The organism is Pseudomonas sp. MBLB4136 (genome assembly GCF_051904765.1).
Lineage (GTDB): Bacteria > Pseudomonadota > Gammaproteobacteria > Pseudomonadales > Pseudomonadaceae > Aquipseudomonas.
Map to the genome: position 1 here is coordinate 2,582,056 of NZ_CP196713.1, position 15,080 is coordinate 2,597,135.

At 65.3% G+C, this 15,080-nt stretch carries 14 protein-coding genes; 6 read left to right on the top strand and 8 right to left on the bottom strand.

Annotated elements, in window-relative coordinates:
• Window positions 1–157: 157 nt before the first annotated feature.
• Both ACSX1D_RS11765 and sohB read right to left on the bottom strand, forming a co-directional pair.
• Window positions 158–1,150, bottom strand: a complete 993-nt coding sequence (locus ACSX1D_RS11765; protein WP_208706972.1) for a YhdH/YhfP family quinone oxidoreductase — start codon at window positions 1,148–1,150, stop codon at window positions 158–160.
• Between the two features lie 27 nt (window positions 1,151–1,177).
• A complete protein-coding gene (gene sohB / locus ACSX1D_RS11770; protein ID WP_208710015.1) occupies window positions 1,178–2,197 on the bottom strand; it encodes a protease SohB in 1,020 nt (339 codons plus the stop codon).
• A 212-nt stretch (window positions 2,198–2,409) separates the two neighbouring features.
• Here sohB and ACSX1D_RS11775 point away from each other — a divergent pair, with 212 nt between their 5' ends.
• From ACSX1D_RS11775 to ACSX1D_RS11790, 4 genes are all read left to right on the top strand, one after another.
• Complete coding sequence (locus tag ACSX1D_RS11775) at window positions 2,410–3,120, top strand: histidine phosphatase family protein (RefSeq protein WP_439858693.1); 711 nt, start codon at window positions 2,410–2,412, stop codon at window positions 3,118–3,120.
• Window positions 3,121–3,179: 59 nt separating this feature from the next.
• Window positions 3,180–3,491: an SCP2 sterol-binding domain-containing protein gene (locus tag ACSX1D_RS11780; protein WP_208706974.1), complete on the top strand. Its 312-nt coding sequence runs from the start codon at window positions 3,180–3,182 to the stop codon at window positions 3,489–3,491.
• Window positions 3,492–3,698: 207 nt separating this feature from the next.
• Window positions 3,699–4,766, top strand: a complete 1,068-nt coding sequence (locus ACSX1D_RS11785) for a phosphotransferase family protein (protein WP_439858694.1) — start codon at window positions 3,699–3,701, stop codon at window positions 4,764–4,766.
• Window positions 4,767–4,800: 34 nt separating this feature from the next.
• Complete coding sequence (locus ACSX1D_RS11790; protein WP_439858695.1) at window positions 4,801–5,568, top strand: SDR family oxidoreductase; 768 nt, start codon at window positions 4,801–4,803, stop codon at window positions 5,566–5,568.
• A gap of 62 nt (window positions 5,569–5,630) precedes the next feature.
• Here the strand turns inward: ACSX1D_RS11790 and ACSX1D_RS11795 are convergent, their stop codons facing one another.
• The gene (locus tag ACSX1D_RS11795; RefSeq protein ID WP_439858696.1) at window positions 5,631–6,278 is read right to left on the bottom strand and encodes a hypothetical protein; all 648 of its coding nucleotides are present in this window, start codon (window positions 6,276–6,278) and stop codon (window positions 5,631–5,633) included.
• Window positions 6,279–6,378: 100 nt separating this feature from the next.
• Between ACSX1D_RS11795 and ACSX1D_RS11800 the strand changes: the two genes are divergently transcribed.
• Window positions 6,379–7,164 (top strand): TSUP family transporter, encoded by a 786-nt coding sequence (locus ACSX1D_RS11800; RefSeq protein WP_439858697.1) that lies wholly within the window; start codon window positions 6,379–6,381, stop codon window positions 7,162–7,164.
• On the opposite strand, the gene nudC is transcribed toward ACSX1D_RS11800, so the two are convergent.
• The 4 genes from nudC to ACSX1D_RS11820 all read right to left on the bottom strand — a co-directional run bounded on the left by nudC (window position 7,132) and on the right by ACSX1D_RS11820 (window position 13,012).
• Window positions 7,132–7,962, bottom strand: a complete 831-nt coding sequence (gene nudC / locus ACSX1D_RS11805) for an NAD(+) diphosphatase (protein WP_439858698.1) — start codon at window positions 7,960–7,962, stop codon at window positions 7,132–7,134. The genes ACSX1D_RS11800 and nudC overlap by 33 nt on opposite strands.
• A complete protein-coding gene (locus ACSX1D_RS11810) occupies window positions 7,963–9,642 on the bottom strand; it encodes a ferrous iron transporter B (protein WP_439858699.1) in 1,680 nt (559 codons plus the stop codon). It abuts the gene before it with no gap.
• 50 nt (window positions 9,643–9,692) lie between these two features.
• Window positions 9,693–10,505, bottom strand: a complete 813-nt coding sequence (locus ACSX1D_RS11815) for a crotonase/enoyl-CoA hydratase family protein (RefSeq protein WP_439858700.1) — start codon at window positions 10,503–10,505, stop codon at window positions 9,693–9,695.
• Between the two features lie 239 nt (window positions 10,506–10,744).
• Window positions 10,745–13,012, bottom strand: a complete 2,268-nt coding sequence (locus tag ACSX1D_RS11820) for an Orn/Lys/Arg decarboxylase N-terminal domain-containing protein (RefSeq protein WP_439858701.1) — start codon at window positions 13,010–13,012, stop codon at window positions 10,745–10,747.
• Window positions 13,013–13,263: 251 nt separating this feature from the next.
• Between ACSX1D_RS11820 and ACSX1D_RS11825 the strand changes: the two genes are divergently transcribed.
• A complete protein-coding gene (locus tag ACSX1D_RS11825) occupies window positions 13,264–14,361 on the top strand; it encodes a saccharopine dehydrogenase family protein (protein ID WP_439858702.1) in 1,098 nt (365 codons plus the stop codon).
• Window positions 14,362–14,479: 118 nt separating this feature from the next.
• Here ACSX1D_RS11825 and ACSX1D_RS11830 read toward each other — a convergent pair whose 3' ends face one another.
• Window positions 14,480–14,941: an Lrp/AsnC family transcriptional regulator gene (locus tag ACSX1D_RS11830; RefSeq protein ID WP_439858703.1), complete on the bottom strand. Its 462-nt coding sequence runs from the start codon at window positions 14,939–14,941 to the stop codon at window positions 14,480–14,482.
• Window positions 14,942–15,080 lie beyond the last annotated feature (139 nt).

Consider the following 15,080-nt stretch of genomic DNA (forward strand, 5'->3'; position numbering starts at 1 on the left):
CTGGCGACACCATAGTCCCGCGCGGCCCGGCAAAGGCACTGGGCACTGCCTATGCCGGCGACAGAACGGTATCTCGCGGCGACATCACCCTGCACATCAGCCAGGCCTGAAACGCAGAGGCCCGGTCGAACCGGGCCTCCTTTCTTCACGGCATCAGTCAGTCGAGCTTGACCAGCACACGGCCAACCTGCTGGCCGCCGAGTATCCGCCCGATGGCTTCCGGCAGTTGCGCCAGGCTGACCTCGGTGACCAGTTGCTCCAGGCCCTCGAGCTTCCATTGCAGCGACAGCTTGTCCCACATGGATGCCTTAACCACCAGGGGCAGCTCCACCGAGTCGACACCGAGCAGGTTGACCCCGCGCAGGATGAACGGCAGCACGTTGCCCTTGAAGGCGACGCCGGCCGTCAGGCCGCAACAGGCCACACTGCCGCCGTAGCGCAAGGCCTTGACCACATTGAACAGGATGTCGCCGCCCACGGTATCCACCGCACCGGCCCACTGTTCCTTGAGCATCGGCCGCTCGCCGCCCTCCTGCAGCTCGCTGCGCAGCACGATGCGCTCGGCGCCCAGCTTCTTCAGGAACTCACCTTGCTCCGCCTTGCCGGTGGATGCCGCCACCTGGAAGCCCAGCTTGGCCAGCAGGGCCACCGCGACGCTGCCCACGCCCCCAGTGGCGCCGGTGACCAGAATGGGCCCGGCATCCGGGCTGACGCCTGCCTGCTCCAGCTTGTCGACACACAGCGCCGCGGTCAGGCCGGCGGTACCGAGCACCATGGCCTCGCGCAGAGACAGACCCTTGGGACGCTTGAGCGCCCAGGCCGCGGGAATGCGGATGTACTGGCCGAAGCCTCCCGCCGTATTCATACCCAGGTCGTAGCCGGTGACAATCACCTCATCGCCAGCACCGAACTCGGCGACGCTGGATTCCTCGACCACGCCGGCGGCATCAATGCCCGGCGTATGGGGGAACTGCTTGGTCACCCCGCGATTGCCGCTGGCGGACAACGCATCCTTGTAGTTCAACGAAGAGTACTGGACCCGAATCAGCAGCTCTCCGGCGGGTAACTCGCTGGTGTCACGCTCGACTATCGCCTGCTCGAACTCACCCGCCAGGCCTTCGCAAGCCTGCAATGCCAAGAACTTACCCATGTCGATACTCCTGTGACAGAAAATGGATTACCAGAACCGCTGCTGGTTGAGGCGACTGAGCCAGTTCAGCAGGAAACGATCCAGGGCCATGCCGGCCGCCAGGCCGATGCGCTCCTGCAGGCTCTTTCTGGCGACGAAGTGCAGGTGGTACAGCTCGGCCTCCCTGGCCCGTGCGGCGAGGTATTCATCGCTGGTCTTGAGCTCATCGACCAGTTCCTTCTCGAGAGCCGCCAAACCCAGCCAGACTTCGCCCGTGGCGACTTCGTCGATCCGCAGTTGCGGGCGATAACGGGAAACGAAGCCCTTGAACAGCTCGTGGATGCTTTCCAGGTCGTCCTGGAACTTCTCCCGCCCCTTCTCGGTGTTCTCACCGAAGACCGTCAGGGTGCGCTTGTACTCACCAGCGGTAAGCACCTCGAAGTCGATGTTGTGCTTCTTCAGCAGGCGGTGCACGTTGGGCAGCTGCGCCACCACGCCGATCGAGCCGAGAATGGCGAAGGGCGCGGAGATGATCTTCTCCCCGACGCAGGCCATCATGTAGCCGCCGCTGGCCGCGACCTTGTCGATGCACACGGTCAGGGGCACCCGCGCCTCGCGAATCCGCGCCAGTTGCGAGGCGGCCAGGCCGTAGCTGTGCACCATGCCCCCGCCACTCTCCAGGCGAACGACCACCTCGTCCTGCGGCTTGGCCATGCTCAGCACGGCGGTGACCTCATGCCGCAGTTGGTCGACGGCAGAAGCCTTGAGGTCTCCATGGAAGTCCAGCACGAAGACCCGCGACTTGTGCCCGGCGGATTTCTTCGCCAGTTTCTCCGCCTTGGCCTCGGCCTTGTGCAGGCTCTTGAGCTGGTCCTTGTCCAGCACCGCCTGCTCCAGGCGCTGGCGAAGCTCCTTGTAGAAGTCGTTGAGCTTGTCCACCTGCAGCTGCCCGGGAGCCTTGCGCCCTTTGCCGCGCAACGCGACGCCTGCCGCCAGCAACACCAGCACGGCGACCACCAGGGTCACCACCTTAGCCAGAAAGCCCGCGTAATCAGCCAGAAACTCCACGTCCATCCCCCTCGTTGTCCATTCCAGCGCTTGGCCTCGCGCCGCGCCCTTGACGCTCAAGCATACCGACGCCGCCAGCCGCCGGCCACCTGCCTCGCCCATGCCTCGACGCCGCAGCGGACAATTCAAACAAGCGTATGTTTTTTCGTTGACAGCCCCCTGCGTTCCCCATAACCTCGCGAGACTTTCACCGCACCGGGACAGCAGCGGACGTGGGCAGCATCTACCTGATCCGACATGGTCAAGCCTCGTTTGGCGCCGACGATTACGACGTGCTGTCGCCCATCGGCATCCGCCAGGCCGAAGTGCTGGGCGCGCACCTTGCCGAGCTTGGTCTGCGCCTGGACCGCAGCGTCAGCGGTGACCTGCGCCGGCAACAGCATACCGCCAACGCCGCCATGAGCCGATTGAGCGAAGCGGGAATCGCCGTGCCGCCGCTGGAAATCGATGCGGCATTCAACGAATTCGATGCCGATGCAGTGATCCGCGCCCTGCTCCCCGACTTGCTCCCCGAACAACCCGAAGCCCTGCAGGTGATGCGCAACGCCGCGCAGAACCGCGCCGAGTTCCAACGCCTGTTCGCCCTGCTGATCGGCCGCTGGCTCTCCGGTGACTACGACCAGCCCGGCCTGCAAAGCTGGCAGGGCTTTGTCGAACAGGTGCAGGCAGGCTTTGCCCGCCTGCTGGAAAAGGCCGAGCGCGGACAGCACATCGCCCTGTTTACCTCCGGCGGTACCATTACCGCGCTGCTGCACCTGGTTACCGGCGTGGCGCCGGACAAGGCCTTCGAGCTGAACTGGCAGATCGTCAACACCTCCCTGAGTTGCCTGAAGTTTCGCGGCAGCCAGGTGAGCCTGGCTTCCTTCAACAGCCATGTGCACTTGCAGCTGTTGAAGGCGCCGGAACTCATCACCTTTCGCTGAGTACCGGCCCACTGCGCCCGACAGGGCGCGAGAAAAAACTGAAAATAAAGGAAGAAACCATGAGCGTTGCAGACATCGTCCAAACCATGCAGTCCAAGTTCAACGCCGGTGCCGCCGCGGGCCTGGACCTGGTATTCCAGTTCAACATCGAAGACGGCGAGAACCACTACCTGGTGGTCAAGGACGGCACCTGCGACGTGCAGCAAGGTGACGCCGAGAACCCCAACGTGACCCTGATCATGGATACCGAGACCCTGAAGGGCATCACCAGCGGCGAGACCGATGGCATGCAGGCCTTCATGGCCGGCAAGCTGCGCGCCGAAGGCGACATGATGCTGGCGATGAAGCTGGGCGAGCTGTTCCCGGTCTAAGCCTGGGCACTCAACCAGTCGCACGAGAAACCGGAGTCCATGGCTCCGGTTTTTTTGCCTGGCGTCCAGCCGCTTGCCGCGAATCAGGCAGCTTGATTGCCCGGCAACACGCCCGCCTATAAAGGCGTGTCGCGCTTGAGGCGGCCGAGGCACAGCATTAGATTAGCCAATGATCCAGGCCAACGATTATAAGCAGAAGGGATGAACATGGCGCTTACTGACCAGTCGACCGGTATCCGTGAGGGCGAAGAGCTCGACACCGGCATCATCGACCCTTACCTCAAGGCGCAGATTCCTGGCCTGAGCGGCACGCCACGGATCAGCCAGTTTCCCGGCGGCGCCTCGAACCTCACCTACCTGCTCGAATACCCGGAAAAGGAACTGGTCCTGCGTCGCCCGCCATTCGGTCACAAGGCCAAGTCGGCCCACGACATGGGCCGCGAATACCGTATCCTCAATCGTCTCAATGCCGGCTTCCCTTATTGCCCGAAGGCCTACCTGCACTGCACCGACGAATCGCTGATCGGCGCCGAGTTCTACGTGATGGAGCGGGTCAACGGCATCATCCTGCGCTCGGACATGCCGGCCGAGCTGAACCTCGACGCCGACAAGACCCGCACCCTGTGCAAGAGCTTCATCGACAAGCTGGTCGAACTGCACAACGTCGATTACCAGGCCTGCGGCCTGGCGGACCTGGGCAAGCCCGAAGGTTACGTGGAACGCCAGATCCGCGGCTGGAGCGAGCGCTACGAGAAAGCCCTGACCCCCGATGCCCCGCTGTGGCAGCCGGTCATGGCCTGGCTTAGGGAAAAGCTGCCTGCCGACCATCACAAGCCGGGCATCGTGCATAACGACTACCGCTTCGACAACGTGATTCTCGACCCGCGCAACCCCATGCAGATCATCGGCGTGCTGGACTGGGAGCTCACCACCATCGGCGATCCGCTGATGGACCTGGGCAATACCCTGGCCTACTGGATTGAGGCCGACGATCCAGCCCCCGTTCAGTTGATGCGCCGCCAGCCGAGCAACGCCCCCGGCATGCTCACCCGCCGGGAGTTCGTCGAGTACTACGCCGAACGCGCCGGCATAAAGATCGACTGCATCGACTTCTACTACACCTACGGGCTGTTCCGCCTGGCCGGCATCGTCCAGCAGATCTACTACCGCTATTACCACGGCCAGACCAGGGACCCCCGCTTCGCCCAGTTCGTTCAGATGAACAAACTGCTGGAGCAAATGAGCCTGCAAGTCATCAACCAGTCGCAGCTGTAATCCGCCTCGGCACCTTTAGAAGAAGGGAAAGCGCATGTCCAAGACCCAACTGTTCGACCTCGACGGCAAGATCGCCTTCGTCTCCGGCGCCAGCCGCGGCATAGGCGAGGCCATCGCCAAGCTGCTGGCCCAGCAAGGCGCCCACGTGATCGTCTCCAGCCGCAAGCTCGAGGGCTGCCAGGCGGTCGCCGACGCGATCATCGCCGACGGCGGCCAGGCCACCGCCATCCCCTGCCATATCGGCGAGATGGAGCAGATTCAAGGCGTCTTCGCGCAGATCCGCGAGCAATTCGGCCGCCTCGACATCCTGGTCAACAACGCGGCCACCAATCCGCAGTTCTGCAACGTGCTCGACACCGACCTGTCGGCCTTCCAGAAGACCGTCGACGTGAACATCCGCGGCTACTACTTCATGTCGATCGAAGGCGGCAAGCTGATGAAACAGAATGGAGGCGGCAGCATCATCAACGTCGCCTCGATCAACGGCGTGTCGCCCGGCGAGTTCCAGGGCATCTATTCGGTGACCAAGGCCGCGGTGATCAGCATGACCAAGGTGTTCGCCAAGGAATGCGCGCAGTTCGGCATCCGCTGCAACGCCTTGCTGCCTGGCCTGACCGATACCAAGTTCGCCTCGGCGCTGACCCAGAACGACGCCATTCTCAATATCGCCCTGCAACGCATCCCGCTCAAGCGCGTCGCCGCCCCCAGCGAGATGGCCGGCGCCGTTCTGTACCTGGCCAGCGATGCTTCCAGCTACACCACCGGGGTGGCGCTCAATGTCGATGGCGGCTTCCTCTCCTGAGCTGATTCCAAGCCACGAAAAAAGGGACCCTAGGGTCCCTTTTTCGATTCCTGCTCAGGAGTCTACTGCCAGTCCTGCAACGCCTGTTTGGCCGCCTGGTTCAGCGGCTCCGCCAGCAGACCGGTCGACGTCAGGCTGACGGCGTACACCGCGCCGTCAGCCACCGGCAGGTAGGTCACGCGCAGCGCCTGGGGATCGAACATGAACAGGTCATGTTGGCCCAGCCGCAGCCAACGCCACAGGTCCACCCCATAGGGGCTGCTCGCCAGCTCGACCCGGGTATGTTGAGCCTGCGACTGCTGCTCGATGGTAAGGAAACGTCCCGACAGCTTTTCCAGGCGGTAGCCCGGGTGCAGGCCGATCAACGCAGCCAGCCCCTTCCACTGCAGGAGCCGCGTATCCAGCTGCCACAGATCGCCCTGGAAAGTGAAGCTGCGCTCGCGACGGCCCTCCAGCAGGCTGGCCCGATAGGCCGAGCCATCGACCTGGAATGTCAGCGTCACCAGGGGTTTGCCTTCCGCAATCGGCTCGTAGCTGGACAGGTCATAAGCCACCAGGCCGACCACCCCGGCCAAGGCGACGAACGCCAGGCCGCAGGTGCCGCGCAACCAGCCGAGCAACCAGCGCCCGCCGAACAGGATGCGCACGGCCACCGCTATCGCCAGCAGCGCCAGTAATGCGGTCGCCCATGCCAGGCCGTCGTACTGCATAGATTCCATTCCTTCTACCGGGAAATGCCGGCATTATGCGCTGCCGGGCCGCGTCGCGAACAGCGCGCGCGCCGCACAATAGGACACAGGTCGTCTTTTTATGCCCCTTCCATTCGAGCTGGCCGTCGACCCGAGCGTACTGGCCATTCTCGCCCTGGTCGCCTTCACCGCCGGCTTTATCGACGCCATCGCCGGTGGCGGCGGCCTGCTGACCATCCCGGCCCTGCTGACCGCCGGCCTGCCGCCCCACCTGGTGCTCGGCACCAACAAGCTGTGCGCCACCTTCGGCGCGGCCACGGCCAGCTACACCTTCTACCGGCGCAAGCTGTTCGCCCCGGCGCAGTGGCGCAATGCGCTGATCGGCACGGCCATCGGCGCCCTGCTCGGCGCCGCCGTCGCCCACTGGATGCCGGCGGCCTGGCTGAATCAGCTACTGCCTGCAGTGGTGTTCGCCTGCGGACTCTATCTGCTGTTCGGCCGAGCGCCGGAGGCCTCGGGGGACGTCGCTACGCCACCGGCCCGCGGTCGTCAGTGGCCACAGGGCCTGGGACTGGGTTTCTACGATGGCATCGCCGGGCCGGGCACCGGCGCCTTCTGGACGGTCAGCAACCTGCTGCTCTACCCCCTGGACCTGCTGCGGGCCAGTGGCGTGGCGCGCAGCATGAACTTCGTCAGCAATGCCTGCGCGCTGGTGGTCTTTGTCGGCACCGGACAGGTCGCCTGGGTGCTCGGGCTGAGCATGGGCGTGGCGCTGATGGCCGGCGCCTATCTCGGCGCGCGCACGGCGATCGGCGGCGGCTCGAAGTTCATCCGCCCGGTGTTCATCCTGGTGGTGTTGGCGCTGACCGCGCGCCTAGCCTGGCAGCACTGGTTCGGGCAGGCCTAGACGTCGCGCGACGTAGAGGTCGATCAGGTAGCGGGCGATGGAGCGTGGCGCCGGCAGGGGTGGCAGGCTGTGCACACTGAACCACTGGGCGTCCTCGATCTCCTCCACCTGCATGACGATCTCACCGCCGGCGTACTCGGCGTGGAAACCCAGCATCAGCGAGTGCGGGAAAGGCCAGCCCTGGCTGCCCAGGTACTGCAGGTTGCGGACCTCGACACCGACCTCCTCGCGCACCTCGCGGGCAACGCACTGCTCGACCGACTCGCCAGCCTCGACGAACCCAGCCAGGGTGCTGTAGACGCCGCTGACGAAGCGTGGCGAACGGGCCAGAAGCACTTCGTCGCCGCGGGTGACCAACACGATCATGCTCGGCGACAGGCGCGGGTAGTGCCGCACCTCGCAGCGCGGGCAATGCATCGCCCGCTCCCCCGCCAACGCCTGCATGGCTCCGCCGCAGCTGCCGCAGAAGCGATGCTGACGGGCCCAGGTGCCGATCTGGGTGGCGTAGCTGAGCAGGCGGAAGATGTCCTCCTCGCCTTGCAGCATGACCTGGCGCAGGCTCTGCCAGGCACAACCGGGCAGTAACAGCGGCTGCTCCAGCTCCAGCAGGTAGACCGCCTCGCCATCGAAATGACCGATGCCATGTTCGGCAACAATGGGCAGTTCCTGCTGCTTCAGCCACTGACGGGGAAACAGCAGGCCGTTGCTGTCGCCAAGAAACTGCTGCTGACAGTGCAGCAGCGCCCAGCCGCCGGGCTGCCGGCTGTCGAGCAGGGCGGGCTGCCAGTGCCGGCTCATTTAGACCGCCACCTTCATGCCCAGGGCGCGAACGCTGTCGGCAGCCAGGTCGAGCACGCTCGGCTGGGTCTCCGGGCGCAACACCGCGCCGGCTTCCAGGTAGTACTCCAGGCTGCTCAGGGCGTCGGCCAGGGTTTCCAGCATCTGCTCGGATGGCATCTGCGGGGTGTCGAACATCTGCCGCTGAATGTACTCGGCGCAGGCGCCGACCAGTTCGGCCGCGCGCTCCTGACCGAGGAACCACAATCCCCCACGCACCGCTTGCAGGCTGAATGGCACATTGGACAGGTGCATGCGGTCGCCGCTCGACTCCAGGTAGGCGGTGATCGCGCGCTTGGCCAGGGCCAGGCCGGCGCGGGCCTCGTCCACCACCACGATGCGCGCCTCGTTGAGCTGGTGCAGGGCGAAGGATTCGGCCTCGTGTCCCGGTTGCGCCTGGGCCGGACGGCTGTCGCGGCGTTCGCCGCTCTCCAGGCTGGCCACCATGCCTTCGACATAGAGCACCGCTTCGGCCAGACGATTCAGCTCGGCAGCCGGCGGCACTACTTCCTCGCGCCAGCCGGCAACCGTCTGCAGCTGCGCCGCCAGCGAATTGCCGGCCGAGCTGAGGCCGACCATGGCGAGGGTCTTGCTCAGTTTGCCGAGCAAGGCGTGCAGGGCACTTAGACTCTCGGCCTGCACCGTGCCGCGCTCGATCAGATCGAGCATGTCCTTGAGACCGGTCAGCTCTTCGCGAATCGCCGAACTGAGCGAGCGCATCACCGACTGGCCGGGACCGGACAGACGCCGGTACTCCTCCTCCAGCAGGTGGTCGGTGAACGGCAAGGTCGCGAGGCCGAAGACTTCCCGCACCGGCGTGACGGTGGGGCCACGACTGTCGCCCAGGGCGACCAGATAGAGCAGCTCCTTGAGCAGGCTGCGTGAGGTCTCATGCTGCTCGTTGCCCAGCATCGCCTTGAGTTCGCGGTCGACTCTCGAAAACAGCTGCTTGCGCGACTTGCGCGCCAGCATGCGACCGTCGACCTGGGCCTCCAGGGCCGCTGCGGCGATCCAGCACAGGCGTCCGCGCGGCTCACCGCCATACAGACCGTCCAGGCGGTTCATCGCACGCGCCATGAGTCTCAGGCTGGCCTTGGGATTCTGCTCGCGGATGAAGCCGAGCAGCCCCACCTGATACATATGCCGCAGACGCTTGGCCTCGACGGCCCTGGTTGCCGCATCGAGGGCTGGCGCGTCGCGATGCGGGCGCTGCTGGTCGAGGCGCACGCTGAAGAAGAAGCTCTCGGGCAGCCCGGGCTGACCACCGGCCTGACGCAGGTCGTTGATCGCCGGCAACAGTAGCTCGGGCATCTCCTGGCGGTTGGCGTCGACGCTCTCCAGATAGCGGCGCAGCACGTGCAGGGCATTGCTCAGTGCCGAAAGCTGCACGTCGCGCTCGCTGCCAGCGCCGGCGGGAATATCGGTGGCCTGGTCGAGCACTTCCTGGGCCAGCAGCTCCGCCCCGGCCAGTTCGATCAGGTTGAGCGCGCCGCGCACCTGCTGCAGGCCCTCCACCGCCTGCTGCAACAGGCTGCCGTTGTCACGCTCGGCGATGAACTGCTCCAGGCTGGACTCGGCCTCCTCCATGGTGGTGAACAGCTCATCACGCACCAGGCTCAGCGACGTGGCTCCTGAAACCATGGGCTAATGCGCCTCCCGCGCCGATAGAGAAGAGGATCGCGGACAGCGCATCAGTCGGCGAACTCCGGCTTCTGCTTGCTCATGTGGGCGGTCATGGCCACCCGCAGGTCGACGGACTGCAGCATCGCGGCGTTCCAGGTGGCGACGTACTCCAGGCCATCGTCGACCCGATGGTCACGCATGTAGCGGATCATCTCCTTGGTACCGCGCACGGCGATCGGCGACTTGGCGGCGATCTCGCGGGCGATGTCCATCACCCCGTCGAGCAGCGCTGCGGCATCACCAAAGGTACGGTTGACCAGGCCGATGCGCCGAGCCTCTTCGCCGTCGATGGTTCGCCCGGTGTACGCCAGCTCGCGCATCATGCCGTCGCCGATGATGCGTGGCAGGCGCTGCAGCGTGCCGACATCGGCGGCCATGCCGATGTCGATTTCCTTGATCGAGAACTGCGCATCGACGCTGGCGTAGCGCATGTCGCAGGCGGCGATCAGGTCAATGGCGCCGCCCAGGCAATAGCCCTGGATCGCCGCCAGCACCGGCTTGCGGCAGCGGTCGACGGCATTGAAGGAGGCCTGCAGCTCGAGGATCTTGCGGCGCAGCGCCTCGGCATTACGGCCGACGTCCTTGCCCAGTTGGCTGCCGACCTGGGCCAGCAGCATCAGGTCGATGCCTGACGAGAAATGCTTGCCGGCGCCCGACAGGACCACCACCCGCACCTCGTCGGTGGCATCGGCCCAGCGGAATATCTCGATGATCTCCGACCAGAAATCGGCGTTCATCGCGTTGACCTTCTCCGGGCGATTGATCACGACATGGGCGATCTTATCTGCCAACTCGACGCGGAAGGCTTTGTAGTCGGACACGGCAGTCATCCTCAAGCAAAAGGCGCGGGCGCGCTTAGAAAGATTCTTATGATATGAACCGGCCAACTATAACAAGGACAGTGTCAATGTCGATGCCATCCACTGTGACGCAGGGCACGCCATGCAACTTCAGTCGGAACTTGAGTCCCGGCGTTAAGCATTTGATCTGTCGAGGATACTAGCACCGGTCAGCGCGCCGCACCGGCACCGCTTGAAGGCCCTGCTGCGGCAGGCGGCGCCTAGGCCTTGATGCAGTCCACCGTGTACAGGGCGCCCTGCGGGCCGTCCTGGCGTTGCAGCCCATGCACGTCCGCATCGAAGCCAGGGAAGCCGTGGTCGAAGGTACGGGCGAACTGCAGATAGTCGATGATCGCGCGGGTGGCCGGGGTGAAGCGCTCGCCCGGCATGATCAAGGGGATGCCGGGCGGATAAGGCACCAGCATCACCGCGGCGATGCGGCCGTCGAGCCGGTCGATCGGCACCGCCTCGACCTCGCCGCGCACCAACTGGTCGTATGCATCGGCCGGTTTCATCGCCACCTCCGGCAGCACCGTGTACATGCGCTTGAGCGCCTTGGCCGTGGCGTTCTCGCGGTAGCAGCCGTGCAACGCGTCGCACAGGTCGCGCAGGCCCATGCCCTGGTACTGCGCGCCGCCCGCCCTGGCGATGGACGGCAGGGCATCGGCCAGTGCCAGGTTGGCGTCGTAACTGCGCTTGAACTCCAGCAACTCGGTCAGCAGGGTGCTCCACTTGCCCTTGGTGATGCCCATGGAGAACAGCACGAGGAAGGAGTACAGGCCGGTCTTCTCCACCACCAGGCCACGCTCCCAGAGGAACTTGCCGACCACCGCCGCGGGTATCCCGCACTGGTCCAGCTTGCCGCCGGCGGTCAGCCCCGGCGTAACCAGGGTGACCTTGATAGGATCGAGCAGCACATAGTCCTCGGCCACTTCGCCGAAGCCGTGCCACTCGGCCTGCGGCTGCAACAGCCAGTCGCCGGTCGCCACCTCCTCGGCGCCCTCCGCCCGCGGCGGCTGCCAGATGCTGAACCACCAGTCGTCGGCCTTGAGGTTCTGCCGCAGGTGGGCCAGGGCGCGGCGAAAGCTCAGCGCCTCATCGAAGGTCTCCTGGATCAGCGAGCGCCCGGCCGGCCCCTCCATCATCGCCGAGGCCACATCGAGGGAGGCGATGATGCCGTACTGCGGCGAAGTGGAGATGTGCATCATGAAGGCTTCGTTGAAGCGGTCGCAGTCCAGCTGACGGCTGCCGCTGTCCTGCACGTGGATCATCGAGGCCTGGCTGAAGGCCGCCAGCAGCTTGTGGGTGGAATGGGTGGTGAACACCAGCGGCCCCTCGGCCTCGCGCGAGGTGCCCATGCCGTAGCGCCCGGCATAGAACTCATGGAAGGCCGCATAGGCGTACCAGGCCTCGTCGAAATGCAACACCTCGACACTGTCGCCCAGGGCCTGCTTGATCAGCTCGGCGTTGTAGCACAGGCCGTCGTAGGTCGAGTTGGTCACCACGGCGAGCTTGACCTTCGCCGCCGCGCCGCCGGCGCGCGCCTGGGCCAGCGGACTGGCGGCGATCTTGGCGCGGATAGACTCGGCGGAGAACTCGCTGAGCGGGATCGGCCCGATGATGCCCAGCTCGTTGCGTTCGGGGCTCAGGTACAGGGGGATGGCCCCGGTCATGATGATCGAGTGGAGGATCGACTTGTGGCAGTTGCGGTCGACCAGCACCAGGTCGTCGCGGGCAACCATGCTGTGCCAGACGATTTTGTTCGCCGTCGAGGTGCCATTGATCACGAAATAGGTGTGGTCGGCGCCGAAATTGCGCGCCGCGCGCGCCTCCGCCTCGGCCAGGGGGCCGGTGTGGTCGAGCAGCGAGCCCAGCTCCGGCACCGACACCGACAGGTCCGAGCGCAGCGTGTTCTCGCCGAAGAACTGGTGGAAGGCCTGCCCCACCGGGCTCTTGCGGTAGGCCACGCCACCGCCGTGGCCGGGCGTGTGCCAGGAGTAGTTGGACTGCGCGGTGTGCTGCACCAGGGCCTTGAAGAACGGCGGCAGCAGGCCGTCCAGGTAGTTGCGCGCGGCGCGGGCGACCTGGCGGGCGAGGAAGGGCACGGTGTCCTCGAACAGGTAGAGGATGCCGCGCAGCTGGTTGAGATCGTTCATCGCCTCGGCCGGCGCGTTCTCGATGGTGACCTGCTCGCCGAGGGCGAAGATCGGCAGCTGCGGCGCGCGCGTGCGGGCGATGCGGATCAGCTCGACCATGTCCTCCAGCAGGTGCTTGTTCTCCCCCGCCCCCTCGGCCGTCACCAGGATGCAGGCCAGGCCGTGGTGGGTCGAGGCGACGATGCGCCCTTCGGCGGCACTGGCGGTGGAGACGATGCTGAAGCCGTCCTGCTCCAGCTCCCGGGCGATCGCGCGCACCCGCTCGCCGGCCACGGTGTCGGCCTTGATGTCGCGGTGCACGATGAGCACGGGGAACTTGAGGTCTTTGTACATGGCGGTTCCTGCTCGGCTATGGCGCGCTTGCCTGTCCCTCAGGGTAGAAGGTCCAGGGTGCCATGTGACAAGAAAGTTATAAGACCCGCCGCGTACTGCCGTCCGCAGTCACGACTGAATCCGACTAAACGCATCACCAGCACGTCATATCGACTCACAAGCCAATCTTTTTGATGTTTTATGAGTCTTATTGTCGAACTAACTGCTCTTTAGACTGGCCCCATCTGAACGCAACCTTGGAGATAACAACAATGAACGTCCTCCTGCTCGGCGCGGGCCACATCGGCTACACCATCGCCCAACTGCTGCACAAATCCGGCGACTACCGGGTGCTGGTAGCCGACCGCGACGCCACCTCGCTGCAAGCCATCGCCGACCTGGGCATCGCCACCCGCGAACTCGACTCGGCCGACAGCGGCGCCCTGGAAGCCGCCATGCAGGGCCAGGATGCGGTGCTCAACGCCCTGCCCTACCACATGGCCATCGGCGTGGCCAAGGCAGCCAAGGCCACCGCCACCCACTACTTCGACCTGACCGAAGACGTGCACGCGACCAAGACCATCATGGAGCTGGCCAAGGACGCCAAGACCGCGTTCATGCCGCAGTGTGGCCTGGCCCCGGGCTTCATCGGCATTGCCGCCCACTCCCTGGCGCGTCACTTCGACAGCGTGCGCGAGGTCAAGATGCGCGTCGGCGCCCTGCCCGAGTTCCCCACCAACGCCCTGAAGTACAACCTGACCTGGAGCGTCGACGGCCTGGTCAACGAGTACTGCCACCCCTGCGAGGCGATCCGCAACGGCAAGCTACAGATGGTCCAGCCGCTGGAAGGCCTGGAGCACTTCTCCCTGGACGGCGTCGAGTACGAGGCCTTCAACACCTCCGGCGGTCTCGGCACCCTGTGCGAGACCCTGCAAGGCAAGGTCGAGGTGCTGGACTACAAGACCGTGCGCTACCCGGGCCACCGCGACCTGATGAAGTTCCTCCTGGAAGACCTGCGCCTGTCGGCCAACCAGGACAAGCTCAAGGACATCCTGCGCGGCGCGGTGCCCAGCACCATGCAGGACGTGGTGCTGGTGTTCGTCACCGTCAACGGCCTGCGCGGCGGCAAGCTGGTGCAGGAAGTGTTCAGCCGCAAGATCTTCGCCGCCGAACAGAACGGCCGCTTGACCAGTGCCATCCAGATCACCACCGCCGCCGGCATCTGCGCCGCCCTGGACCTGTTCCGCGAGCAGCGTCTGCCGCAAGCGGGCTTCATCAGCCAGGAGCAGGTGTCGCTGGAGGACTTCCTGGCCAACCGTTTCGGTCAGGCCTACGAGGAGCAAGAGGTGCAGACCCAAGAGGCCGCCTAAGCCTCGGCGAGTCACCGATCCCCGGTCGCCGGCAGCTCAGCCGGCGACCGGGGATTTTTCGTTTGGTCATCCGTTTCCCAGCCCGGCGCGGGCCAGGCGCCCGCCCAACCATTCCTGCCTAGAGCTTCTGTCCGCGATCCAGCTTGCACGACAGGATGATCGAGGTGGTGGTCTTCTCCACCCCGTCGACTTCGCCGATCTCGTCCAGCAACTGGTCGAGGCGCTCCGGCGAGTCGGCCCGCAACCAGGCGACGAAATCGAACTCCCCACTGACCGTACACAACTGCTGCACCTCGGCCATGCTGGTCAAGCGGCGCAGCACCTCCTTGCCCGAGCGCGGCTGCAGGGTGATGCCCACGTAGGCCTGCAGGCCGCCATCCAGCACACGCTGGCCCAAACGCAGGCCGTAGCCGGTGATGACCTTGTGCTTTTCCAGGCGGGTAATGCGCGAGATCACCGTGGTGCGGGCGATCCCCAACTTGCGCGCCAGCATGGCCACGCTCTCGCGGGCATTGAGTTGCAACGCGGCGATCAGCTGACGATCGATGTCATCCAGGCGCAGCGGGTTCAAATCAGACATTCAGGACCAACCTCAAGAACTCACGAGACAACGAAACGCCGCCCGGCAAGGCCGGCCAGCGTTGGCAATTTACTGATTCCGCTACGACTCGGGCGCCTTCCTCAGGAGGCGCCCGAATCGGTCTGCGTGGCGGCCAGGG